Annotated in this window: 19 protein-coding genes; 13 read left to right on the forward strand and 6 right to left on the reverse strand. The window is 70.7% G+C overall.

Annotated elements, in window-relative coordinates:
- Positions 1 to 69: 69 nt before the first annotated feature.
- The gene (locus D9598_RS00470) at positions 70 to 1,482 is read left to right on the forward strand and encodes an MFS transporter (protein WP_370591902.1); all 1,413 of its coding nucleotides are present in this window, start codon (positions 70 to 72) and stop codon (positions 1,480 to 1,482) included.
- A gap of 178 nt (positions 1,483 to 1,660) precedes the next feature.
- Positions 1,661 to 2,860, forward strand: a complete 1,200-nt coding sequence (locus D9598_RS00475; RefSeq protein WP_198364441.1) for an acyltransferase family protein — start codon at positions 1,661 to 1,663, stop codon at positions 2,858 to 2,860.
- Positions 2,861 to 2,869: 9 nt separating this feature from the next.
- Here the strand turns inward: D9598_RS00475 and D9598_RS00480 are convergent, their stop codons facing one another.
- From D9598_RS00480 to rpsU, 3 genes are all read right to left on the reverse strand, one after another.
- Positions 2,870 to 5,959: an efflux RND transporter permease subunit gene (locus D9598_RS00480; protein ID WP_198364442.1), complete on the reverse strand. Its 3,090-nt coding sequence runs from the start codon at positions 5,957 to 5,959 to the stop codon at positions 2,870 to 2,872.
- Positions 5,960 to 6,021: 62 nt separating this feature from the next.
- The gene (locus D9598_RS00485) at positions 6,022 to 7,161 is read right to left on the reverse strand and encodes an efflux RND transporter periplasmic adaptor subunit (RefSeq protein ID WP_198364979.1); all 1,140 of its coding nucleotides are present in this window, start codon (positions 7,159 to 7,161) and stop codon (positions 6,022 to 6,024) included.
- Positions 7,162 to 7,425: 264 nt separating this feature from the next.
- Positions 7,426 to 7,629 (reverse strand): 30S ribosomal protein S21, encoded by a 204-nt coding sequence (gene rpsU, locus D9598_RS00490; RefSeq protein WP_007006360.1) that lies wholly within the window; start codon positions 7,627 to 7,629, stop codon positions 7,426 to 7,428.
- Positions 7,630 to 7,841: 212 nt separating this feature from the next.
- On the opposite strand from rpsU, the gene def reads away from it, so the two are divergent.
- From def to D9598_RS00515, 5 genes are all read left to right on the forward strand, one after another.
- On the forward strand, positions 7,842 to 8,378 hold the full coding sequence (gene def / locus D9598_RS00495) for a peptide deformylase (RefSeq protein ID WP_198364443.1): 537 nt from the start codon (positions 7,842 to 7,844) through the stop codon (positions 8,376 to 8,378).
- Positions 8,375 to 8,950 carry a COQ9 family protein gene (locus D9598_RS00500; RefSeq protein ID WP_198364444.1) on the forward strand — a complete coding sequence of 192 codons (576 nt, stop codon included), beginning with the start codon at positions 8,375 to 8,377 and terminating at the stop codon, positions 8,948 to 8,950. The genes def and D9598_RS00500 overlap by 4 nt, the downstream gene beginning before the upstream one ends.
- Positions 8,951 to 9,086: 136 nt before the next feature.
- On the forward strand, positions 9,087 to 9,542 hold the full coding sequence (gene purE / locus D9598_RS00505; protein WP_198364980.1) for a 5-(carboxyamino)imidazole ribonucleotide mutase: 456 nt from the start codon (positions 9,087 to 9,089) through the stop codon (positions 9,540 to 9,542).
- On the forward strand, positions 9,539 to 10,672 hold the full coding sequence (locus tag D9598_RS00510; RefSeq protein WP_198364445.1) for a 5-(carboxyamino)imidazole ribonucleotide synthase: 1,134 nt from the start codon (positions 9,539 to 9,541) through the stop codon (positions 10,670 to 10,672). The genes purE and D9598_RS00510 overlap by 4 nt, the downstream gene beginning before the upstream one ends.
- A gap of 176 nt (positions 10,673 to 10,848) precedes the next feature.
- Positions 10,849 to 11,928 (forward strand): OmpA family protein, encoded by a 1,080-nt coding sequence (locus D9598_RS00515; RefSeq protein WP_198364446.1) that lies wholly within the window; start codon positions 10,849 to 10,851, stop codon positions 11,926 to 11,928.
- A 117-nt stretch (positions 11,929 to 12,045) separates the two neighbouring features.
- On the opposite strand, the gene D9598_RS00520 is transcribed toward D9598_RS00515, so the two are convergent.
- Positions 12,046 to 12,255, reverse strand: a complete 210-nt coding sequence (locus D9598_RS00520) for a DUF465 domain-containing protein (protein WP_198364447.1) — start codon at positions 12,253 to 12,255, stop codon at positions 12,046 to 12,048.
- A 240-nt stretch (positions 12,256 to 12,495) separates the two neighbouring features.
- Between D9598_RS00520 and D9598_RS00525 the strand changes: the two genes are divergently transcribed.
- Positions 12,496 to 12,666 (forward strand): YdcH family protein, encoded by a 171-nt coding sequence (locus D9598_RS00525; RefSeq protein WP_198364448.1) that lies wholly within the window; start codon positions 12,496 to 12,498, stop codon positions 12,664 to 12,666.
- A 262-nt stretch (positions 12,667 to 12,928) separates the two neighbouring features.
- Positions 12,929 to 13,174: a DUF3126 family protein gene (locus D9598_RS00530; RefSeq protein ID WP_198364449.1), complete on the forward strand. Its 246-nt coding sequence runs from the start codon at positions 12,929 to 12,931 to the stop codon at positions 13,172 to 13,174.
- A 114-nt stretch (positions 13,175 to 13,288) separates the two neighbouring features.
- Here the strand turns inward: D9598_RS00530 and D9598_RS00535 are convergent, their stop codons facing one another.
- Positions 13,289 to 13,852 carry a DUF1013 domain-containing protein gene (locus D9598_RS00535; protein WP_198364450.1) on the reverse strand — a complete coding sequence of 188 codons (564 nt, stop codon included), beginning with the start codon at positions 13,850 to 13,852 and terminating at the stop codon, positions 13,289 to 13,291.
- Positions 13,853 to 14,075: 223 nt separating this feature from the next.
- Between D9598_RS00535 and D9598_RS00540 the strand changes: the two genes are divergently transcribed.
- From D9598_RS00540 to D9598_RS00555, 4 genes are all read left to right on the forward strand, one after another.
- On the forward strand, positions 14,076 to 15,026 hold the full coding sequence (locus D9598_RS00540) for a complex I NDUFA9 subunit family protein (protein ID WP_198364451.1): 951 nt from the start codon (positions 14,076 to 14,078) through the stop codon (positions 15,024 to 15,026).
- 211 nt (positions 15,027 to 15,237) lie between these two features.
- On the forward strand, positions 15,238 to 16,680 hold the full coding sequence (locus D9598_RS00545; protein WP_198364452.1) for an NAD(P)-dependent oxidoreductase: 1,443 nt from the start codon (positions 15,238 to 15,240) through the stop codon (positions 16,678 to 16,680).
- 5 nt (positions 16,681 to 16,685) lie between these two features.
- Positions 16,686 to 21,221: a glutamate synthase large subunit gene (gene gltB / locus D9598_RS00550; protein WP_198364453.1), complete on the forward strand. Its 4,536-nt coding sequence runs from the start codon at positions 16,686 to 16,688 to the stop codon at positions 21,219 to 21,221.
- 102 nt (positions 21,222 to 21,323) lie between these two features.
- Positions 21,324 to 21,992, forward strand: a complete 669-nt coding sequence (locus D9598_RS00555) for a glutathione S-transferase family protein (protein ID WP_198364454.1) — start codon at positions 21,324 to 21,326, stop codon at positions 21,990 to 21,992.
- A gap of 6 nt (positions 21,993 to 21,998) precedes the next feature.
- Here D9598_RS00555 and D9598_RS00560 read toward each other — a convergent pair whose 3' ends face one another.
- Positions 21,999 to 22,673, reverse strand: a complete 675-nt coding sequence (locus D9598_RS00560) for an IclR family transcriptional regulator (protein ID WP_198364455.1) — start codon at positions 22,671 to 22,673, stop codon at positions 21,999 to 22,001.
- Positions 22,674 to 22,719: the final 46 nt, after the last annotated feature.

Genomic DNA, 22,719 nt, shown 5'->3' on the forward strand with positions numbered 1-22,719 from the left:
GCCGGCGGGCCTCTCCTGCGGCCCGCCCCGCCTCCTTCCAGGACGGGATGAAACGGCTAGCCTGTCCGCGTGCCCGTTCCCGACGACTCCAAGACCCCCGATCCCCGGCTGATGGCGGCCATCGTCGCCAGCGCCCTGTTCATGCAGAACCTCGACAGCACCGTGGTGGCCACGGCGCTGCCGGCCATGGCCCGCTCCATGGGGGAGGACCCCCTGGTGATGGGCGTCGCCATCACCTCCTATCTGGTGGCGCTGACCGTCTTCATCCCGCTGAGTGGCTGGGTGGCCGACCGTTTCGGCGCCAAGCAGGTCTTCATGACCGCCATCGCCACCTTCACCCTGGCCTCGGCCTTCTGCGGCCTGTCGGGCGGGCTGGCGGAGCTGGTGGCGGCGCGCGTGCTGCAGGGCCTGGGCGGGGCGATGATGGTGCCGGTCGGGCGCCTGCTGCTGCTGCGCCGGGTCCGCAAGGAGGAGCTGCTCTCGGTCACCACCTGGCTGACCATGCCCGGCCTGCTCGGCCCGCTGCTGGGCCCGCCCGTCGGCGGCCTGCTGACCGACCTGATCTCCTGGCGCGCCGTCTTCTGGATCAACGTGCCGGTCGGGCTGCTGGGCCTGCTGCTGGTCTGGCGCGTCATCCCCGCCCTGCCGGCCAGTCTGCCGCCGCCGCCCGATCTGCGGGGCCTGACCCTGGTGGGCCTCGCCCTGGCGCTGCTGATGTTCGCCTTCGAGACGTTGGGCCGCGGCCTGGTGCCGCCGCTGCTGGCCGAGGCGATGCTGGGCCTCGGCCTGCTGGTGAGCCTGCTAGCGGTGCGCCACTGCCTGCGCGCGCCCCATCCGGCACTCGATTTCAGCCTGTTGTCGATCCCGAGCTTCCGGGTGCCGAACCTGGCCGGCACGGTGTTCCGCATCGGGGCCGGGGCGGTGCCCTTCCTGGTGCCGCTGGCGCTGCAACTCGGCTTCGGCGCCAGCGCGGCGCAGAGCGGCATGGTGAGCTTCGCCACCGCGCTCGGCGCCTTCGCCATGAAGCCCATGGCCCGGTTCGCGCTGCGCGCCTTCGGCTTCCGCGGCGTGCTGGTCTGGAACGCCGTGCTGACGGCGCTCAGCATCGCCGCCTGCGCGGCCTTCCGCCCCGGCTGGCCCATGGCGGCGGTCTTCGCGGTACTGCTGCTGGGCGGGCTGTTCCGCAGCCTGCATTTCACCACGCTGAACACTTTGGCCTACGCCGAGGTGCCGCAGGAGAAGCTCTCGGCGGCGACCAGCCTCTACAGCACCGCCCAGCAGCTGCCGCTGGCACTGGGCGTGGCGCTCGCCTCCGCGGTGCTGCAGGCCAGCGTGGCCCTGAGCGGCCGGAGCGCGGTGGCGATGCCCGATTTCACGGCGGGGTTCCTGACCGCGGCCCTGCTGACCCTGCTGGCAGCGCCCCTGGCGGCCGGCCTGCCGCGCGATGCGGGGGAGGGCATCGTCGAGGGCCGCCGGCGCTGAGCCGGGCCGCCATGACGGGGAGATGAAGCGGCGTCCAGACCGTTTCATGCCTTTGTCACGCCAATTGTGACAATAAACGCAAACTGCGACGTCTCCGGCCTTGCTAAGGTGCCGTCGACCTCCGCGTCAGGCGGGACCGGGGGCATAGTCCGGAAGGCATCGCAGGATGGATGGCAGCATGAACCAGAGGCCAGAGACCGCTGCGGGAAGCGTCGTCCGACAGCGCTGGCATGACCTCGACCAGCTGCGGGCCATCCTCATGCTGGCCGGCATTCCCTACCATGTCGGCCTGGTCTACGCGGCGCATGCCACCTGGATCGTCGCCTCGCCGGATCGGTCCCAGGTCATGACCTGGTGGCTCCAGTTCAGCCATACCTTCCGCATGCCCGCCTTCTTCCTGATCGCCGGCCTCTTCGCCATGCTGCTGATCCGGCGGCGGGGCAGCGGCCCCTGGCTCGCGGGTCGGCTGCGGCGCATCGGCATCCCGCTCGCCACCTCCCTGGTGCTGATCAGCCCGCTGATGGTCATGGCCAGCGCCGCCTCGCTGGGCGGCATGGAGAACATCGCCCCCGGCCTGCTGGCGGAGCTGCGCCAGATCTCCTCTACCTGGACGGTGCATCTCTGGTTCCTGATCTACCTGCTGCTCTATTGCGGCCTCTTCGCCGGGCTTTGCGGCCTGATCGGGGTCGAGCGGATGGAGCGGGGCGCGGCCTTGCTGGGTGAGGGGCTGGCTCGCCGCCCGGCCCTGGCCTGGATTGCCCTGGCGGCGGCGGGGCTGACGACGCTCGCCGTCGCCACGGCGGCCAGCCTGGTGGAGGCGAGCTACCTGATCGGCGGCATCTTCGTTCCCGCCGACTTCGTGGCCAACGGGCTGATGTTCCTGACCGGCGCCCTGCTGGTTCTGCGGCCGGCCTGGCTCGAGGGCTTCCGCCGGCCGAAGCCGGCCGTCTGGGTGCTGGCCTTCCTCGCGGCCATCGCCATGGCGGCGGTGCAGAGCGAGGAGGGCACCCTGAACAAGGCCCTGACCTATCTCCTGATGCCGGTGGTCGGCATCCTCTTCTCGCATGTCCTGCTCTCGGCGGCCCGGCGCTGGCTCGACCGGCCGACCGGCTTCACGCGGCTCATGGTGGATGCCGCCATGACCATGTACCTGGTCCATGTCGTCTTCGTGCTCTGGCTGTCCGTGCTCTTTCTCGCCGTGCCGCTGCCGGCGGAGCTGGAGATCCTGATCATCGTCCTGCTCACGGGCCTGGGCTCCTATCTGGTCTATCGCCTGGTCGCCCTGAGCCCGCTGCTGACCTTTCTGTTCAACGGCACGCCGCTCCGGCCATCCCCGGCCTCTGCCGTTCTGGCCGGGAGCGGCGCTGGCCGCGCCTGAGGCGACGCTCTATTCCGCCGGCGCGGCGCTGGGGGCGGTGCCCGGGCCGCGCGAGAAGCGCCGCGCCACGCCCTCGAAGGCCAGGAAGAGCACCGGCGTCACGAACAGGGTGAGCGCCTGGGAGACGGCGAGCCCGCCCACCACGGCGAGGCCCAGCGGCTGGCGGAGCTCGGCCGCGGCGCCCCAGCCGGCGGCGATCGGCACCGCGCCGGCGGCGGCGGCGAGGGTGGTCATCATGATCGGGCGGAAGCGGATGATGCTGGCCTCGCGCACGGCGGTCAGCGGGTCGTCCCCCGCCTTCAGGCGGGCGAGCGCCACATCGACCACCATGATGGCGTTCTTCTTCACCAGCCCGATCAGCAGCAGCACGCCGATGACGGCGATGACCGAGAGGTCGAGCCCGAAGAGCCAGAGCGTGGCCAGCGCGCCCAGCGCCGCCGGCGGCAGGCCGGAGAGGATGGTCAGCGGGTGGACCAGGCTCTCGTAGAGCACGCCCAGCACCACATACATGATCAGCACCGCGGCCAGCAGCAGCATTCCCTGGCCGGCCAGGGCCTGCTGGAAGATCTGCGCCGTGCCGGCATAGCCGGTGACGATGGTGGGCGGCAGGCCCGCCTGCCGCTCCAGCGCGGCGATGGCATCCGTGGCCTGGCCCAGCGCCACGCCCGGCGCCGTGTTGAAGCCGATGGTCACCGCCGGAAGCTGACCCTGATGGGCGACGGTGAGGGGGCCGACGCGCCGCTCCAGCCGGGCGATGCCATCCAGCGGCACCAGCCGGCCCGAGCTGCTGCGCAGATAGATCTTGGACAGGCCGCTCTCGTCCCGCTGGTCGCGCGGCAGGGCCTCGAGGATCACCGCATAGCTGTCCGAGGCGCCGAAGATGGTGCTGATCTGCCGCGCGCCATAGGCCGAGTAGAGCGCCTGCCGCACCTGATCGACGGTGACGCCGACCGAGGCGGCGCGGTCGCGGTCCACATTGACGGACAGGATGGGCGCGGCGAGCTGCAGGTCGGTGTTCACGTCCTGCAGCTCCGGCAGGCCCTGCATGGCCGCCTGCAGCCGCTCGGACCAGTCGTAGAGCTCATCGGCCCGCAGGCCCTGGAGCGTGTACTGGTAGAGGGTGCGGGAGGCGCGGGCGCCGAAGTTGATGTTCTGGATCGGGTTGATGAAGGCCTTGGTGCCCGGCACGGCGGTGGTCTGGCGCCGCAGCTCCTGGATGATCCGGCCGATCGGCGCCCGCTCCGCGCGCGGCTTGAGCTGGACGAACATGCGGCCCTGGTTCAGCGAATAGGCGGTGCCGCCGATACCGACCACGGAATTGACCCGCTCCACCGCCGGATGGGCGCGGACGATCTCCACCAGCCGCTGCTGCCGCGCGGCCATGTCGTCGAAGGAGACATCCTGCGGACCCTCGGTGTTGACGCTGAGCAGCCCCGTATCCTCGATCGGGAAGAAGCCCTTCGGGATGGCCACGGCGAGCCAGACCGAGGCGCCGATGGAGGCCAGGAAGACCAGCCAGACGGCCGGGCGGAAGCGCAACGAGCGGTCCAGCAGCCAGGCATAGCCGCGCTCCACCCCCTGGAACCCGCGCTCCAGCACCGCCTCGAAGCGCGAGGGCCGGCCATGCGCCGGCAGGCGGCTGGCCATCAGCGGCGTCAGGGTCAGGGAGACGATGCAGGAGACGATGACGGCGAGCGAGACGGTGGCGGCGAAGGCGTTGAACACCCGCCCGACCACGCCGCCCATCAGCAGGATCGGGATGAAGACGGCGATCAGCGAGAGGGTGATCGAGATGATGGTGAAGCCGATCTCGCGCGCGCCGCGGATGGCGGCGGCCAGCGGATGCATCCCCTCCTCGATATGGCGGACGATGGCCTCCAGCATGACGATGGCGTCGTCCACCACCAGGCCGACGGCGAGCGTCAGGCCGAGCAGGGTGATGTTGTCGATGCCATAGCCCAGCGCGTGCATCAGCCCGAAGGTGCCGGCCAGCGAGATCGGCACGGCGATGCCCGGGATCAGCGTGGCCGAGACCCGGCGCAGGAAGAGGAAGATGACCATCACAACGAGGCCGACGGCGATCATCAGGTGGTGCTGCACGTCATGCACCGCCTCACGGATCGAGACCGAGCGGTCGAGCATGACGGAAAGCTCGGCGCCGGGCGGCAGCGCGGCCTGCAGGCCGGGCAGGGCGGCCTTCACCCCGTCCACCACATCGACCGTATTGGCGTCCGGCTGGCGCTGCACGGCGAGCGTCAGGCCGCGCGCGCCGTTGATCCAGGAAGCGACCCGGTTGTTCTCGACGCCATCCTCGACGCGCGCCACGTCCTGCACCCGGATCGGCGCATTGGGCCGGCCGCCGATGACGAGGCGCCCGAATTCCTCGGCATTCTGCAACTGATCGTTGGCGCGCAGGGTGAGCTGCTGGCGCGGGCCGTTTAGCGCGCCGACCGGCGTGTTGGTGTTGGCGGCGGCGATGGCCCGCTGCGCCTCGTCGAAGCCCAGGCCGAGCGCCGCCAGCCGGTCCGGGTCGAGCTGCACGCGCACGGCGTATTTCTGCTCGCCATAGGTCAGCACCTGCGCCACGCCGGGGATGCGCGAGAGGGCGGGGGAGATCAGCACCGCCGCCACCTCGTTCAGCCGGTAGAGCGGCACGTCGCCGCCGCGCAGGTTCAGCAGCACCACCGGCGCGTCCGCAGGGTTGGATTTGCGGAAGCTGGGCGGGTTGGTCATCTCCTGCGGCAGGCGGCGCTGGGCCCGGGAGATGGCCGACTGCACATCGAGCGCCGCAGCGTCGATGTCCCGCCCGAGCACGAATTGCAGGGTGATCGAGGTGGTGCCCTGGCCGCTGGTCGAGGACATCTGGTCGATGCCCGCGATGGTCGAGAACTCCCGCTCCAGCGGCAGCGCGACGGAATTCGCCATGGTCTCCGGGCTGGCGCCGGGAAGCTGGGCGCTGACCGAGATGACCGGGAAATCGACCCGCGGCATGGCGGCCACGGGAAGCTGGAAATAGGCCACCGCCCCGGCCACCACCGCCGCCACGGCCAGCAGGAAGGTCATCACCGGGCGGCGGATGCAGAGCTCGGACAGGTGCATCGGGGCGGTTCCTCGGCCAGGCGGCGGGTCAGGGCAGGCGGGCGGTCATCTCAACTGGCGGCTCAGCTCGGGCCGGCCGGCGTCCGGGCCGCCTGCGGCGCGCCGCGCACCGCGACCCGGGCGCCGTCGGAGAGCAGTTGCGCGCCGTCGGTCACCACCCGGTCGCCGGCCTGCAACTCGGCCTTCACCACGGCGCGCCCCGCGACCACGCGTTGCAGCTCGATCGGGCGGCGGTGCGCCTGGCTCCCGGCATCGACGACATAGACATAACGCCCGCCCTGGCTGCCGGTCAGCACCGCCTGCACCGGGATCGACAGCGCGTCCGGCTCGACGCGCGGCACCAGCACCACGTTGACGTACTGGCCGGGCCAGAGGGCGTCGTCCGGATTGGCGAAGCGGGCCTTGAGCTGCACCGTGCCGGAGGCGGTGTCCACCTGGCTGTCCACGAAATGCAGCGCGCCCTCGACGGGCGGGTGGCTGTCGCCCGGCGGATGCGCAGTGACGCGGGGCGGGCCGCCCTCGCGCATCGCCGTGCGGATCTCGGGCAACCAGCGTTCCGGCACGGCGAACTGCACCTGGATCGGGTCGGTCTGGGTGATGGTGGCGAGCGTCGCGCTGTCGCCCTGGCGGACCAGGTTGCCCTCGGTGATCGGCAGGGCGCCGAGGCGGCCGTCGATCTGGGCGCGGATGGTGGCGTAGCCGAGGGTGATGCGCGTCTGGGCGATCAGCGCCTCCCCGGCCTTCACCGTGGCCTCGGCGCTGGCGGCGTCCGCCTGGGCCTGCTCGTAGCGCTGCACGGCGGCGAAGCCCTCGCCGCGCAGGGCGCTGTAGCGGCTGGCATCGGCGCGGGCGCGGACCGCCAGGGCCTTGTCCCGGGCGAGCTGCGCTTCCTGCTGCGCCAGCAGCGCCTCGGTCATGCGCGAGTCGAGGGTGAAGAGCACATCCCCCTCCTTCACCCGCTGCCCCTCGGCGACATGCACCTGACGGATCTGCCCCTCGACGCGGCTGCGCACCGTCACCGTCGCCTCGGCGACCACATTGCCGTTGGCGGCGATCTCCAGCGGGATCGGGCCCCGCTCGACCGGGCTGACGAGGACGGGGATGGCGGGGGCCTGGGCGGCGGCGGGCGATACGGCCGCCACCCCGAGGGCGAGTGCCGCCAGGACATGGCGAAGCGCCCCACGGCGCCGCCAGGGCAGCATGAGGGGCACGCCGGCGGGAAGAGCCGGCGCAGGGCTGGGCGACCGCGATGCCTTCATGGCTATCGCCATAAAGTGTTGTCGGAGGGCGGCATAGCCACCGTTACACGGCGTTACATTAAACGTCGTGCAGCCTGCCGCAACCTGTCCTGACAAGCGGACAAAAGCCGAAAACCGCGGGCTGGAAGGCCTCTCGGCCCACCCCACGGTCACGACAGATCCGCTTGTTCCGTCCGGGACCGGGATGATCCGGCGGACGGGGAAGGCTCAGAAGCCTTCGCGCTCCAGGCGCTTGCGCTCCACCTTGCGGGCGCGGCGAACGGCCTCGGCGGCCTCGCGGGCGCGGCGCTCGGAGGGCTTCTCGTAGTGGCGGCGCAGCTTCATCTCGCGAAAGACGCCTTCGCGCTGCAGCTTCTTCTTCAGGGCCTTGAGGGCCTGGTCGATATTGTTATCCCGAACGACGACCTGCACGCTGTGCGGTCTCCTCTTTCTGGTCAGGGCCCGGCAACCAGGATTCTGGCCGACCAGGTTTGCGGATGCGAAACGCACGAAGCGCCGGTCATGCCGGCGCCTTCCTGCAAGGTGGCGAGCCCCTTAGCATGTCTCCGCGCGGGAATGAAAGCCCCTTCCCGGAGTCGTCCGGCGCCCCAATTCTAGGCGGGCCCCAGCCGAGGAGAGGACGCATGGCCATCCTGAAGATCGCCCGCATGGGACATCCCGTCCTGCTGCAGGTCGCGGAGCCCGTGCCGGACCCCACCGCGCCGGAGATCGGCCGCCTGGTGCGCGACATGGCGGAGACCATGCTGGACGCCTCGGGCCTCGGCCTGGCGGCGCCCCAGGTGCACGAGCCGCTCCGTCTCTTCGTCTGGCGCAACGGCGAGAATGTCGCCGCCCTGATCAACCCGGAGATCGAGCTGCTCGGCCCGCCCGATCAGAGCGGTTGGGAGGGTTGCCTGTCGATCCCCGGCCTGCGCGGCAATGTGGAGCGCGCCGGGAAGGTCGCGTTCCGCGGCCTCGACATCGAGGGGCGGACGGTGGAGGGCGAGGCGGAGGGCTTGCTGGCGCGGGTGATGCAGCATGAGTTCGACCACCTGAACGGCATCCTCTACCCCTCCCGCATGAGCGACATGGCGCTGTTCGGCTTCACCGACGAGCTGGCCCGCGCCGCCGTCCGGCAGCAGGCCGAGGCGGCGCCCGCCATGGCCGGGCCGGCACGATGAGCCTGCGCCGTAGCGCCGAGCGGGACGCCGCGCTCCGCCTTCTGTTGCCGCAGGTGCCGCGTCTCGGCTGGAACGAGGCCGCGCTCCGGGTGGCCCTGCGGGATGCAGGGCAGGAGGCCGAGGCGGCGGCCTGGCTGTTCCCCGAGGGGCCGGTCGGCATGGTGGAGGCCTGGGCCGATCTGGCCGACCGCGACATGGCGGCGGCCGGCGCCGAGGCGGGGGTGGAGGGGATGCGCATTCCGCAGCGCATCCGCACCCTGCTGGCGATCCGGCTGCGCCAGCAGGCCCCGCACAAGGAGGCGGTGCGCCGGGCCCTGGCGCTGCTGGCCCTGCCCTGGAACCTCGGCGCCGCCAGCCGCATCACCGCCCGCACCGTCGATGCCGTCTGGCAGGCGGCCGGCGACGCCTCCACGGACCTCTCCTTCTACACCCGCCGCGCCACCCTGGCCGGGATCTATGCCGCCACCCTGACCTTCTGGCTGCAGGACCCCGACCCCGAGGCGACGCTCGCCTTCCTGGACCGCCGCCTGGCCGGGTTGGCGCGGATGCAGAAGCGCCGCAAGCCGGCGTGAGCCGGAGGCGCGGGGCGGGGTCGAGCGGAAAGCGGTGGACATCGGGCGGCGCGCGCGGCACAGCCCCGCCTTTGATCCACCTTGCCGCGGGATCCCCCACGTGACCGATACTCCTTCGCCGCTTGTCGGCATCATCATGGGCAGCCGTTCGGACTGGGAGACCATGCGCCATGCCGACGAGACGCTGACGCGCCTCGGCATCGCGCATGAGTGCCGCGTGGTCTCGGCGCACCGCACGCCGCAGCGCCTCTACGACTATGCCGCCACCGCCGCCGAACGCGGCCTGCGCGTCATCATCGCGGGCGCGGGGGGCGCCGCGCACCTCCCCGGCATGGCCGCCGCCATGACCCGGCTGCCCGTGCTCGGCGTGCCGGTCGAGAGCCACGCCCTGAAGGGCATGGACAGCCTGCTCTCCATCGTCCAGATGCCGGCCGGCATTCCGGTGGGCACGCTCGCCATCGGCCGCGCCGGCGCCGTCAACGCCGCGCTGCTGGCCGCCGCCATGCTGGCCACCACCGATGCCGGGCTGGCGGAGCGGCTGGAGGCCTGGCGGGCGGAGCAGACCGCCGCCGTGGTGGAGGAGCCGGCATGAGCGGCGCCCCGGCCACGCCGCTGCCCCCCAACAGCACCATCGGTATCCTGGGCGGCGGGCAGCTCGGCCGCATGTCGGCGCTGGCCGCCGCCGAGCTGGGCTATCGCTGCCACGTCTACGCGCCGGACGCCGATTCGCCCGGCATGCAGGTCGCGGCTGCCCGCACGGTGGCGGACTACGAGGACCCGGAGGCCCTGGCCGCCTTCGCCGCCGCCGTCGATGTCGTGACCTTCGAGTTCGAGAACGTGCCCGCCCGCACGCTGGAGATCCTGGCGCCGCGAGTGCCCTGCCGCCCGGGCCGGAAGGCGCTCGCCGTCTGCCAGGACCGGCTGCAGGAGAAGGCCTTCCTGGAGCGGGCCGGCGTGCCGGTGGCGCCCTGGCGCGCGGTGCACGACCTCGCCGGGCTGGAGGCGGCGGTGGCCGAGATCGGCCTGCCGGCCGTGCTGAAGACCACGCGGCTCGGCTATGACGGGCGCGGCCAGGCCGTGCTCCGCCGGCCGGAGGAGGCGGCGGAGGCCTTCGCGCGGCTCGAGCCCAGGCCGCTGATCCTGGAGGCCTTCGTCCCCTTCACCCAGGAGATCTCCGCCGTGGCGGCGCGTGGTCTGGACGGGAGCGTCGCCGTCTATGACGCGGTGGAGAATCACCACAGCCACCACATCCTGGACCTCTCCTTCGCACCGGCCCGGGTGCCGGAGGCGGTGGCCGGACAGGCCCGGCGCCATGTCGCGGAGGTGGCCGCGGCGCTGGAGCTGGTGGGCGTGCTGGCGGTGGAGTTCTTCCTGCTGCCGGACGGCCGGCTGCTGGGCAACGAGATCGCGCCCCGGCCACACAATTCCGGGCACTGGACCATGGATGCCTGCCAGGCCGGGCAGTTCCATCAACACATCCGGGCTGTTGCAGGAATGCCACTCGGCAGCGCCGAACGGCATTCGGATGCGGTGATGCGCAATCTGATTGGGCCCGAAGGCATGGCCCGGCTGCCCGCGCTGCTGCCGCAGCCTGACGTTTCCGTACATCTCTATGGAAAGCAGGCCGCCCGGGCCGGCCGGAAGATGGGCCACGCCAATTGCCTCCTGCCACGCGGCAGCCTGTCCGCGCAGGATGAGGGGAAGCTGCTCGCGCGGCTGTGACCAAAAAGCCCCAGGGGTGCTGTGTCTTGAATGACACATGTGGCTGCAATCTGGTTGCAACCCGCTGTGCAGCGCTCAAGGTGATGCTAAGTCATGGTCACGCGGCGCCGGACTCGAAGGACTTCTTCGCGGATGCGCGCAGCGAGCATGCCTCTGGTGGATCGAGGAGATTTCTAATGAGCCTCAAGAAGGCGCTTCTGGCGGCGACCGTTCTGGCGCTGCCGCTCGCGGCTCAGGCGCAGACGCCGGTCACGGGTGTTTACATCGGTGCGGGTGCTGGCTGGAACCATCTGCAGGACACGGATATCGGGACCGGCGGCGTCGCCCAGGACCTGAAGGCGGAGTTCGACGAGGGCTTCGGCGGTGTTCTGAGCATCGGTTACGGCTTCGGCAACGGCCTGCGCGCCGAGATCGAGGGCAACTACCGTCAGAACGACGTCGGCAAGCTGACGCTCGGCAGCACGACCCTGCCCCGGATCGGCGGCACCGCCCGCACCTACGGCGCGATGGCCAACGTGCTGTATGACTTCAACCTCGGCCTGCCGGTCGTTCCCTATGTCGGCGGTGGCGTGGGTTATGCCTGGACCGATTATGACACCGTCCGCAGCCGCGGCCCGGGTCTGTCCAGCGTGACGACCGACGACAACGAGGGTCAGTTCGCCTATCAGGGCATCGCCGGCGCGGCCTTCCCGATCGCCGCCGTTCCCGGCCTGGCGCTGACCGCCGAGTACCGCTTCCTCGGCACGCTGCGCCCCGAGCTGAGCACCGTGACCCGCAACACCGCGGGCGCCGTGACCAGCAACCGCGACGCCAAGGTCGACAACTACAACCACTCGGTCTTCGTCGGCCTGCGCTACGCCTTCAACCAGCCGGTCCCGCCGGCCCCGGTTCCGGTCGCTCCGGCTCCCGCCGCCGCCCCGGCCCCGGCCCGCACCTATCTCGTCTTCTTCGACTGGGATCGGTACAACCTGACGGAGCGCGCCCGGCAGATCATCGCCGAGGCGGCGCAGAACGCCGGCCGCGTGCAGAGCACCCGCATCGAGGTGGCCGGCCACGCCGACCGCTCGGGCTCGCCGCAGTACAACCAGCGCCTGTCGCAGCGTCGCGCCGACGCCGTGGCGGCCGAGCTGGTCCGTCTGGGCGTGAACCGCTCCTCCATCGTCGTGCAGGCCTTCGGCGAGAGCCGCCCGCTGGTCCCGACCGCCGATGGCGTGCGCGAGCCGCAGAACCGCCGCGTCGAGATCGTGCTGCGCTAAGCAGCACGCTTCGGCCGGAACAGGAGGGGCGCCGCGAGGCGCCCCTTTTCGTTTGCGGGCATTCGTCGGCGGGCAAGACCGGGGAGGGCGCCGGGAACGACCCGCCGCCGCCCGGCGTCAGGCGATGATGTCGGGCACCAGCCGGCTTTCCAGCCAGGCGATCTCATCCTTCAGCTTCAGCTTGCGCTTCTTCAGGCGCTGGAGCTGAAGCTGGTCCAGCAAGGACAATTCCAGGCGAGCGATGACGGTGTCCAGGTCACGATGCTCGCTTCGGAGCTCGTGCAGGCGGCGGAGCAGGCTGTCGCGGTCGGCCAGGGTGAGCCTCATGAGTTGTGTTCGGTTTGAGTCGCATCCGGGCGGGAATGCGCCATATCATGTCCAGGCATGGCCGCACAGCATGCTCTGTCGTCTGTTGCGCGCGGTCGCCGCTTTACCGGCACCGCGGCCGGCTGGACGGTACGGGCGCTACGGCGGCCCTGCCTCGCGGAGGAACCGGTCGGGCAGAGGCCCGACAAGGCTCCCGGCCGGCTCCGTGAGCCCGCCAACCGATTGGAGGATCGCGTGCCGATGATGCAACAGCCCCGCTTGCGCAGCCTGCAGGAGCGTCATGCCCATCTGGAGAGGCAGATCGCCGAGGAAGGCAACAGGCCTCAACCGGATGCCGGTGCTCTTGGCCGCCTGAAACTCGCCAAACTCCGTCTGAAGGAGGAGATGCAACGGCTGCGCCCCGGCCGCTGATCGGAGCGCTGACCTGAACCGCCCCTGTGGCCGCGAGGCCACAGGGGCTTTTCCGTTCCGGCGCGCCCGGTCCGGCGGCGCGCAAGGGGTCGTGACAAATCCATGGCCAGGGGGCATGGAAGCCCGACCCGGCCCGCACCACGTGACCTCACCACGTAACCCCACTGCGGCGACGGGCGGTTGCCCGCCGTCCGGCGGAGCGAAGAGGCGGGGCCGCATGGCCCGGGCCGACCTATTCCATGAACAGGAGAGATGGCACCGCATGGACGCCACGGACATTGCGCGGGTGCAGGCTTATCTGCGGCGTATTCTCGGCAGCGACAGGGTCACACTCGTGAAGCCGGCGCGGCCCGGCCTCTCGGTCGAGGTCGCCGTGCAGGATGAGGTGATCGGGACGGCGCACCGGGATGCCGAGGACGGCGAGGTCTCCTACTCGATCCACCTGACCGTGCTCGAGGAGGATCTGCCCCAGGCGCCCAAGCCGGCCGCGGCGCCGCGCCGGCGCTGAGGCCCTCTTCTGGCAAGGAGGCGCATGAAAAAGGCCGGGGCGGCGAATGCCCCGGCCTTTTTTCTTGTCCGCAGAGCTTGCCGCTCCGCCCCGGTCCAGGCGCCGGCGGCCTGTTCAGGCCGCGTCCTCGTCCTCCGGTGGCGCCATCGGGGCGGCGGGGTTGCCGCCCGCCGCCATCACTGCGGCATTCAGGTCCGATTGGCTGCACAGGCCCAGGATCACCGGATCGCGCGGCTTGATGTTGGCGCTGTTCCAGTGGGTGCGATCGCGCACCTTGGCGATGGTGTCCTTGGTGGTGCCCAGCAGCTTGCCGATCTGCGCCTCGGACAGCTGCGGGAAGTTGCGCAGCAGGAAGGCGATGGCGTCCGGACGGTCGTTGCGCTTGGAGACGGGGGTGTAGCGCGCGCCCTTGCCCCGGCTCTTCGGCGCCGGCAGCGCGCTTTCCAGCAGCCGCAGACGGGCATTCGGATCGGCCTCGACGCGGAGGATCTCCTCGCGCGTCAACTGCCCGTTCTGGATCGGATCATAGCCGACGATCCCCTGCGCGACCTCTCCATCGGCGATCGCCTGGACCTCGAGCGGATGCATGCCGACGAACTCGGCGATCTGTTCGAAGCTGAGGGAGGTCTTCTCGATCAGCCACACGGCGGTGGCCTTCGGCATCAGCGGGAGCGGCATCGGCAACCTTGTCAGTCGGTCGGGGCATGGCGGATGGGCGGGGGCAGCCCGCCGCCCACCCCGGTGGCCTTGCATATAAGGCCCGGGGGGGAGGGGGTCAAAGCCCGAGGCCATTCGCCAAGCGGAATGCGCGGAGATCACGCGGATATGCCCCCTCGTCGTGGCGTGGCCTTGCGCCGGCCGCCGGCATCCATATCGTTCCAGAAGGGAAGCAGGAGCGCGGATGATGGGTCGGAAACTGGCGGTGGTGTTCGGCGGCGCGGGCTTCATCGGGCGGCATCTGGTGCCGCGCCTGGCACGGGATGGCTATGAGTGCCGGATCGTCACCCGCAATCCGGAGGCGGTGCGGCCGCTGTCCACCCAGGGCCGGCTGGGGCAGGTGGTGCCCTGGACCGCGGATCTGCGGTCCGACGCGGCGCTGGCGCGGGCGGTGCGGGAAGCGCGGCTGGTGGTCAACCTGATCGGGATCCTGGCCGAGCGGCGCCGGGGCGATTTCCAGCGGCTGCAGGGCGAGCTGCCGGGCCGCATCGGCGCTGCGGCCCGGCAGGAGGGCGTCGCGCATCTGGTGCAGGTCTCCGCCATCGGCGCCGATCCGGGAAGCGACAGCGCCTATGCGCGCAGCAAGGCCGCCGGGGAGGCGGCGGTCCGGGCGGCCTTTCCGCAGGCGACCATCCTGCGGCCGTCCATCATCTTCGGGCCGGAGGACCATTTCTTCAACCGCTTCGCCGCCATGGCGCGGTGGCTGCCGGTCCTGCCGGTCATCCGCGGCGGCACGCGTTTCCAGCCCGTCCATGTGGGGGATGTCGCCGAGGCCATCCTGCGGACCGCGGAAGGGGGCGCCTTCGCCGGCCGCACCTTCGAGGTGGGCGGGCCCCGGGTGGCCACCTTCCGGGAGCTGATGGGCTATGTGCTGGAAGTCACCGGCCGCTCGCGCCGCCTCCTCCCGGTCCCGGAGGGCCTGGCGCGGCTGCAGGCCAGGCTGGGCGAGCATCTGCCGGGCGCGCCGCTGACCCGCGATCAGCTCGCCCTGCTGCGGCACGACAATGTGGTCTCCCCGGAGGCAGACGGATTCGCGGCGCTGGGCCTGCGGCCGGTGGCGATGGAGGCGGTGGTGCCGGGCTACCTGGCGCCCTATCGGCCGGATGGCGGGCGGGAACGGTCTTCGACCTCATAGGGCCGAATCGGACGTTTGTCTTGGTAATGCGATACGGTTCCGTAAAAGACCTTGGAAGTCTCGCCGAAAGAAAGACAGCATTACTGACCTTATGGCGAATTAGGACTCGCCTGAGGCGCGCGGGATATGGCAAATGTCCTGCTGTGACGCGGTGCCGCATGGCTGCCGCCCCTGCCCCTGACCGCCTTCCTGCCCGAAGGACACCGCGCCCATGGCCGAACGCATGCTGCAATTCGTGCGCCTGTCGCAACAGACTCCCGAGAAGCGCCCGGCGGAGGCGCGAAGGACCGATTTCGGCGAGATCTACCAGCGCTTCAGCGCCGAGCGGGCTGGCCAGCAGGCCAGCCGCTGCAGCCAGTGTGGTGTGCCCTTCTGCTCGATCCACTGCCCTCTCAACAACAATATCCCCGACTGGCTGAAGCTGACCGCCGAGGGGCGGCTGGAGGAGGCCTACGAGGTCTCCGCCGCCACCAACACCTTCCCCGAGATCTGCGGCCGCGTCTGTCCGCAGGACCGGCTCTGCGAGGGCAACTGCGTCATCGAGAAGGGGTTCGAGAGCGTCACCATCGGCGCGGTGGAGAAGTACATCACGGACACGGCCTGGGAGCGGGGCTGGGTGAAGCCGCCCCGGCCGGCGCGCGAGGTCGGGCATTCGGTCGGCATCATCGGTGCCGGCCCGGCCGGCCTGGCCGCCGCCGAGCGGCTGCGGCTGCGCGGCTGGAAGGTCACGGTCTACGACCGCTACGACCGCGTCGGCGGGCTGATGATCTACGGCATCCCCAACTTCAAGCTGGAGAAGGAGGTGGTGCTGCGCCGGCACGCGCAATACGCGGAAGGCGGCATCGACTTCGTGCTCAACTGCCGCGTCGGCGAGGATGTCAGCCTGGAGGAGATCCGGGGCCGGCACGACGCGGTGCTGATCGCCACCGGCGTCTACAAGGCGCGCGACATCGGCGGGCCGGGCGGCGAGCTGGACGGCATCGTGCCCGCGCTCGACTACCTCACCGCCTCCAACCGCCAGGGCCTGGGCGACAGCGTGGCGGCGTTCGAGGACGGCCGGCTGAACGCCGCCGGCAAGCGCGTCGTCGTCATCGGCGGCGGCGACACGGCGATGGACTGCGTGCGCACCGCCATCCGCCAGGGCGCGGCGAGCGTCACCTGCCTCTATCGCCGCGACAGGGCGAACATGCCGGGCTCGCTGCGCGAGGTGGCCAATGCGGAGGAGGAGGGCGTGCGCTTCGCCTGGCTCTCCGCCCCCGAGGGCTTCGTCGAGGACGAGGCCGGACGTGTCGGCGCGGTGCGGGCGGTAAGGATGCATCTCGGCCTGCCCGACGCCACCGGCCGCCAGCAGGTCGAGCCCATCCCCGGAAGCGCCTTCGACGAGCCGGCCGAGCTGGTGATCAAGGCGCTGGGCTTCGATCCGGAGGACCTGCCGACGATGTTCGGGGAGCCGGCGCTGACGGTCAGCCGCTGGGGCACGCTGGTGATCGACCGCCGGACCATGATGACCAACCTGCCGGGCGTCTTCGCCGCCGGCGACATCGTGCGCGGCGCCTCGCTGGTGGTCTGGGGCATCCGGGACGGCCGGGACGTGGCCGAGCAGATCGAGAAGTACGTGCTGGCGAAGACCTCGCCGGCGATGGCTGCGGAGTGACCTCCATGGACGGTTTCGAGAACGGCGCCGCGTTCGCCGAGAGCTACGCCCGCAACGCCGCCACCCTGGCCGGCGCCGCGCATCTGGACCTGACCGAGCACGATGCCTGCGGCGTCGGCCTGGTCGCGGCGCTGGACGGCAAGCCGCGCCGCGACGTGGTGCAGTCCGGCATCGACGCGCTGAAGGCGGTCTGGCACCGCGGCGCCGTGGATGCCGACGGCAAGACCGGCGACGGCGCCGGCATCCACATCGAGATCCCTCAGGATTTCTTCGCCGAGGTCGTCGAGCGCGGCGGCGACCGGCTGCGCCCGGGCCGCATCGCGGTCGGCATGGTGTTCCTGCCGAAGACCGATCTGTCCGCCCAGGAGCGGTGCCGGCAGATCGTCGAGACCGAGATCCTGAACGCCGGCTATCATATCTATGGCTGGCGGCAGGTGCCGATCGACGTCTCCTGCATCGGCGAGAAGGCCAATGCGACGCGGCCCGAGATCGAGCAGATCCTGATCTGGGACCCGGAGCAGCGCGACGCCGCGACCTGCGAGCGGGACATGTACGTCATCCGCCGCCGCATCGAGAAGCAGGCGCTGGCGGCGCAGGTGCCGGAGCTCTATCTCTGCAGCCTCTCCTGCCGCTCGATGATCTACAAAGGCATGTTCCTGGCGGAGAACCTGACGGACTTCTATCCGGACCTGCTCGACAGCCGCTTCGTCAGCCGCTTCGCCATCTATCATCAGCGCTACTCGACCAACACCTTCCCCACCTGGCGCCTGGCGCAGCCCTTCCGCATGCTCGCGCACAACGGCGAGATCAACACCGTCCATGGCAACATCAACTGGATGAAGAGCCATGAGACGCGGCTGGCGCATCCGCTGCTCGATCCCTTCATGGAGGACATCAAGCCGGTGGTGCAGGCGGGCGGCTCCGACACCGCCACGATGGACAATGTCTTCGAGCTGCTGGTGCGGGGCGGGCGCGACGCGCCGATGGCCAAGGCCATGCTGATCCCGGAGAGCATCGGCAGCAACGCCACCATGCCCGAGGCGCATCGCGACCTCTTCCTCTACTGCAACGCGGTGATGGAGCCCTGGGACGGGCCGGCGGCGGTCTGCGCGACCGATGGCCGCTGGGTGGTCGCGGGCCTCGACCGCAACGGGCTGCGGCCCATCCGCTACAATGTCACCGTCGACGGGCTGCTGATCGTCGGCTCCGAGACCGGCATGGTGAAGGTCGCGGAGTCCGAGATCATCGCCAAGGGCCGCGTCGGCCCCGGGCAGTGCATCGGCGTCGATCTCGACGCCGCGAAGTTCTACGCCGATGGCGCGCTGAAGGACATGCTGGCCGCGCGCCATCCCTTCGGCGAATGGGTCGGCCGCACCACCAAGATCGACGGCATCGTCCGCAACGAGGTGGACGAGACGCCGACCATCACCGGCGAGGCCCTGCGCCGCCGCCAGCTCGCCATGGGCATCACGCTGGAGGAGCTGGAGACCATCCTGCACCCGATGGCGGAGGAGGGCGCCGAGGCCATCGGCAGCATGGGCGACGACACGCCCGTCGCCGTGCTCTCCAACCACTATCGCGGCCTGCACCACTATTTCCGGCAGACCTTCAGCCAGGTCACCAACCCGCCGATCGACAGCCTGCGCGAGACGCGGGTGATGACGATCAAGACGCGGCTCGGCAATCTCGGCAATATCCTCGACGAGGACCCGACGCAGTGCGACATGCTGCAGCTGGAGAGCCCGGTGCTCTCCAATGCCGAGTTCGCCGCGATGTGCGAGTACATGGGCAGCACCGCCTGCTTCGTGGACTGCACCTTCCCCGTCGAGGAGGGCGAGAGCGGCCTGCGCCGCGCCATCGAGCGCATCCGGCATGAGGCGGAGGAGGGCGTGCGCTCCGGCTGCGCCCACGTCATCCTGACCGAGGAGAACCAGGGGCCGGAGCGGGCCGCCATCCCGATGATCCTGGCGGTCGGCGCGGTCCACACGCATCTCGTCCGGAACTCGCTCCGCACCTTCACCAGCCTCAACGTCCGCTCCGCCGAATGCATGGACGTGCATTACGTCGCCGTGCTGATCGGCGCCGGCGCCACCACGGTGAACGCCTATCTGGCGCAGGAGAGCATCGCGGACCGGCACCGGCGCGGGCTGTTCGGCGACAAGTCGCTGAAGGACTGCGTGGCCTACTACCGCAAGGCGGTGGACAAGGGCCTGCTGAAGATCATGTCCAAGATGGGCATCTCGGTGCTCTCCTCCTATCGCGGCGGCATGAACTTCGAGGCGATCGGCCTCTCGCGCGCGCTGGTCGCGGAATTCTTCCCAGGCACGCAGTCGCGGATTTCCGGCATCGGCCTGCTGGGCATCGCCCGCCGCCTGCTGGCGCTGCATGCGAAGGCCTGGGGCGGCGAGGCGGCGGTGTTGCCGGTCGGCGGCCTCTACAAGCTGCGCCGGCGCGGCGAGGCCCATGCCTTCGAGGGCAGCCTGATCCACATGCTGCAGAGCGCGGTGGAGACGGACAGCTACCAGATCTTCAAGCGCTACTCCGAGGGCGTGCGCAAGCTGCCGCCGGTGGCGTTGCGCGACCTGCTCGACTTCCGCATGACGGGGCGCAAGCCGGTGCCGATCGAGGAGGTGGAGAGCATCACCGAGATCCGCAAGCGCCTGATCGCGCCCGGGATCTCGCTCGGGGCGCTCAGCCCCGAGGCGCACGAGACCCTGTCGATCGCGATGAACCGGATCGGTGCCCGCTCGGATTCCGGCGAGGGCGGCGAGGACCCCGAGCGCGCCCGGCCCCGGCCCAATGGCGACAACGCCAACTCCGCGATCAAGCAGATCTCCTCCGGCCGCTTCGGCGTCACCGCCGAGTATCTCAACAACTGCCGCGAGATCGAGATCAAGGTGGCGCAGGGCGCGAAGCCGGGCGAGGGCGGCCAGCTTCCCGGCTTCAAGGTCACCGGACTGATCGCGAAGCTGCGGCATTCCACGCCGGGCGTGACGCTGATCTCGCCGCCGCCGCACCATGACATCTACTCGATCGAGGATCTGGCGCAGCTCATCTACGACCTGAAGCAGATCAATCCCGAGGCCACCGTCTGCGTGAAGCTGGTGGCGCGCTCCGGCATCGGCACCATCGCGGCGGGCGTGGCCAAGGCCAAGGCCGACGCGATCCTGGTCTCCGGCCATGTCGGCGGCACCGGCGCCTCGCCGGTCTCCTCGATCAAGTATGCCGGGCTGCCCTGGGAGATGGGCCTGTCCGAGACGCATCAGGTGCTGCTGCTGAATCGGCTGCGCCACCGCATCAGGCTGCGCACCGATGGCGGGCTCAAGACCGGGCGCGACGTGGTGATGGCGGCGATGCTGGGCGCCGAGGAATTCGGCATCGGCACCGCGTCCCTGGTCGCCATGGGCTGCATCATGGTGCGGCAGTGCCACAGCAACACCTGCCCCGTCGGTGTCTGCAGCCAGGATGAGGATCTGCGGAAGAAGTTCACCGGGACGCCGGAGAAGGTGATCAACCTCTTCTCCTTCATCGCCGAGGAGATCCGCGAGATCCTGGCCGGGCTCGGCTTCCGCAGGCTGGAGGATGTGGTCGGCCGCACCGACCTGCTGCAGCAGGTGAGCCGCGGCGCGGAGGATCTCGACGACCTCGACCTCAACCCGCTGCTGGTGCAGGCCGATGCCGGCCCCTATCCGCGCCATTGCACGCTGAAGGGCCGCAACGAGGTGCCGGAGACGCTCGACGCCGACATGATCCGCGATGCGCAGGCGTTGTTCGAGCGGGGCGAGAAGATGCAGCTCGCCTACAACATCCGCAACACGCACCGCGCCATCGGCACCAAGATCAGCAGCAAGATCACCCGCAAGTTCGGGATGAGCGGATTGCAGGCGGGGCATCTGACGGTGCGCCTGCGCGGCTCGGCGGGCCAGTCGCTCGGCGCCTTCGCCGTGCGCGGGCTGAAGCTCGAGGTTCTGGGCGATGCCAACGACTATGTCGGCAAGGGGCTTTCGGGGGGCAGCATCGTCATCCGCCCGGCGCCCTCCTCGCCGCTGGTCTGGAGCGACAACGCCATCGTCGGCAATACCTGCCTCTATGGCGCGACGGCGGGCGAGCTGTTCGCGGCGGGCCAGGCGGGCGAGCGCTTCGCCGTGCGCAACTCCGGCGCCACGACGGTGGTCGAGGGCGTCGGCGCCAATGGCTGCGAGTACATGACCGGCGGCGTCGTCGTCGTGCTGGGCGCGGTGGGCGACAACTTCGGTGCCGGCTTCACCGGCGGCCAGGCCTTCGTCTATGACGCCGACGAAAGCTTCGAGAAGCGGGTCAATCCCGACACGCTGCTCTGGCGCCGCCTGGGCTCCGCGCACTGGGAGGGGATGCTGCGCGAGCTGATCGCCCGTCATGCCGCCGAAACCGGCTCGCGCCTCGCCGCGCGGCTGCTGAACGACTGGGCGGTGGAGCGGGACCGCTTCTGGCACGTCGTGCCGAAGGAGTTCGCCAAGTACCTGCCGCGGCCGATGGAGGATGTCGCCATCGCCGCCGAGTGATGGCGGGAATGGTAATATCCTGCAACTTCCCGTGATGTTCGCCTAGCCCCCGGGGGTCGCGCATGCGATAAGCGCGGCCCCCATCACGGTCCGGCTGTTTGCATGAGAATCCTCTACCATCTTCCCCTCTCCCCCTATGCGCGCAAGGTGCGCCTCGTGTTGAGCGAGAAGCGGATTCCTTTCGAGCTGCGCATCGAGCGGGTCTGGGAGAGGCGGGAAGAGTTCCTGGCCCTGAACCCCGGCTGCACTGTGCCGGTGCTGGTGGAGGAGAACGGGCTGGTTCTGGCTGACAGCTACGCCATCTGCGAATATCTCGACGAGGCCTATCCCGACCTTCCGCTGCTGGGCCGGACCCTGGGGGAGCGGGCGGAAGTCCGCCGGCTGGTCGCCTGGTTCGATGGCAAGTTCGCCCGCGAGGTCACCGACAATCTGCTCTACGAGAAGCAGATGAAGCGGCTGATGGGGCGCGGCAACCCCGATGCCGGGGCCCTGCGCGCCGGCTACGCCAACCTCAAGCCGCATCTCGACTATCTGGGCTGGCTGTCGGAGACGCGGCTCTGGCTGGCGGGCAACTTCCTCTCCCTGGCCGATCTGGCCGCGGCGGCGCATCTCTCGGCGCTCGACTATATCGGTGACCTCGACTGGTCGCTGAACGATGCCGCCAAGGACTGGTATGCGCGGGTGAAGTCCCGCCCGGCCTTCCGCCCCCTGCTGGCCGACCGTGTCAGCGGCACGAACCCGCCGCCGCATTACGCCGACCTGGACTTCTGAGGCGCCTCAGCCGCCGCCGAGATCCTGGCTGAGCCGCCGCGCCGCCGCCGCCACCGCGGCCTCCAGCGGCGCCCGCAGCGTGGCATCGCCCAGCCGGGTCGCCGTGCCGGAGAGGGTCAGGGCGCCGAGCAGCCGGCCGCCCGGGCCCCGCACCGGCGCGGCGATCGCCGCCAGTTCCGGGTCGCGCTCGCCCAGGGTCACCACCAGCTCGCCCCCCTCGCCGCGCAGGACATGGCCGGCCGCGCCGCGGTCGAGCGGCAGGCGGGTGCCGGGCAGGAGCTGGTCGCGCACCAGGTGCCGGCCCTCCTCCCGCAGCAGGCAGAGCCGCGCCTGGCCGTCGCGGATGTAGAAGCTGGCGCTTTCCCCCGTCCGGTCGGCCAGCTCGCGCAGCACCGGCGGCACGAAGGCGCGCAGCGGCCCTTCCGCTCCCTCGGCCATCAGCCCCAGCCTCACCAGGGCGGGCCCCAGCCGCCAGACCGCCGCCTCGCCCGGCCGGACCAGCATCCGCGCCCGTTCCAGCGAGGCCATGAGTCGCAGCAGCGTGCTCTTGTAGAGCCCGGTGCGGCGCGACAGCTCGGCCAGGGTCAGGCCCGCCTCCCCGGGGCGGAAGGCGGCGAGGATGGACAGGGCGCGGTCCACCGCGCCGACCCCCTCGGCGGGCGCTTCCGGCTTGACGGACATGCGATCGGGTTCCAGACTTGAAAACAGAACGACATTCTGTCCAACG

The organism is Roseomonas sp. KE0001, from assembly GCF_016107285.1.
GTDB lineage: Bacteria > Pseudomonadota > Alphaproteobacteria > Acetobacterales > Acetobacteraceae > Pseudoroseomonas.

Bases quoted from the DNA above. Each gene is read 5' to 3' on its own strand.
- D9598_RS00520 (WP_198364447.1), bottom strand. From the start codon at position 12,255: ATGAGGCTCACCCTGGCCGACCGCGACAGCCTGCTCCGCCGCCTGCAC.
- D9598_RS00545 (WP_198364452.1), top strand. From the start codon at position 15,238: ATGGCCGAACGCATGCTGCAATTCGTGCGCCTGTCGCAACAGACTCCC.
- D9598_RS00555 (WP_198364454.1), top strand. From the start codon at position 21,324: ATGAGAATCCTCTACCATCTTCCCCTCTCCCCCTATGCGCGCAAGGTG.
- D9598_RS00515 (WP_198364446.1), top strand. From the start codon at position 10,849: ATGAGCCTCAAGAAGGCGCTTCTGGCGGCGACCGTTCTGGCGCTGCCG.
- D9598_RS00540 (WP_198364451.1), top strand. From the start codon at position 14,076: ATGATGGGTCGGAAACTGGCGGTGGTGTTCGGCGGCGCGGGCTTCATC.
- D9598_RS00560 (WP_198364455.1), bottom strand. From the start codon at position 22,673: ATGTCCGTCAAGCCGGAAGCGCCCGCCGAGGGGGTCGGCGCGGTGGAC.
- gltB (WP_198364453.1), top strand. From the start codon at position 16,686: ATGGACGGTTTCGAGAACGGCGCCGCGTTCGCCGAGAGCTACGCCCGC.
- D9598_RS00475 (WP_198364441.1), top strand. From the start codon at position 1,661: ATGAACCAGAGGCCAGAGACCGCTGCGGGAAGCGTCGTCCGACAGCGC.
- D9598_RS00485 (WP_198364979.1), bottom strand. From the start codon at position 7,161: ATGCTGCCCTGGCGGCGCCGTGGGGCGCTTCGCCATGTCCTGGCGGCA.
- purE (WP_198364980.1), top strand. From the start codon at position 9,087: ATGGGCAGCCGTTCGGACTGGGAGACCATGCGCCATGCCGACGAGACG.
- D9598_RS00500 (WP_198364444.1), top strand. From the start codon at position 8,375: ATGAGCCTGCGCCGTAGCGCCGAGCGGGACGCCGCGCTCCGCCTTCTG.
- def (WP_198364443.1), top strand. From the start codon at position 7,842: ATGGCCATCCTGAAGATCGCCCGCATGGGACATCCCGTCCTGCTGCAG.
- D9598_RS00510 (WP_198364445.1), top strand. From the start codon at position 9,539: ATGAGCGGCGCCCCGGCCACGCCGCTGCCCCCCAACAGCACCATCGGT.
- D9598_RS00525 (WP_198364448.1), top strand. From the start codon at position 12,496: ATGATGCAACAGCCCCGCTTGCGCAGCCTGCAGGAGCGTCATGCCCAT.
- D9598_RS00535 (WP_198364450.1), bottom strand. From the start codon at position 13,852: ATGCCGCTCCCGCTGATGCCGAAGGCCACCGCCGTGTGGCTGATCGAG.
- D9598_RS00480 (WP_198364442.1), bottom strand. From the start codon at position 5,959: ATGCACCTGTCCGAGCTCTGCATCCGCCGCCCGGTGATGACCTTCCTG.
- D9598_RS00530 (WP_198364449.1), top strand. From the start codon at position 12,929: ATGGACGCCACGGACATTGCGCGGGTGCAGGCTTATCTGCGGCGTATT.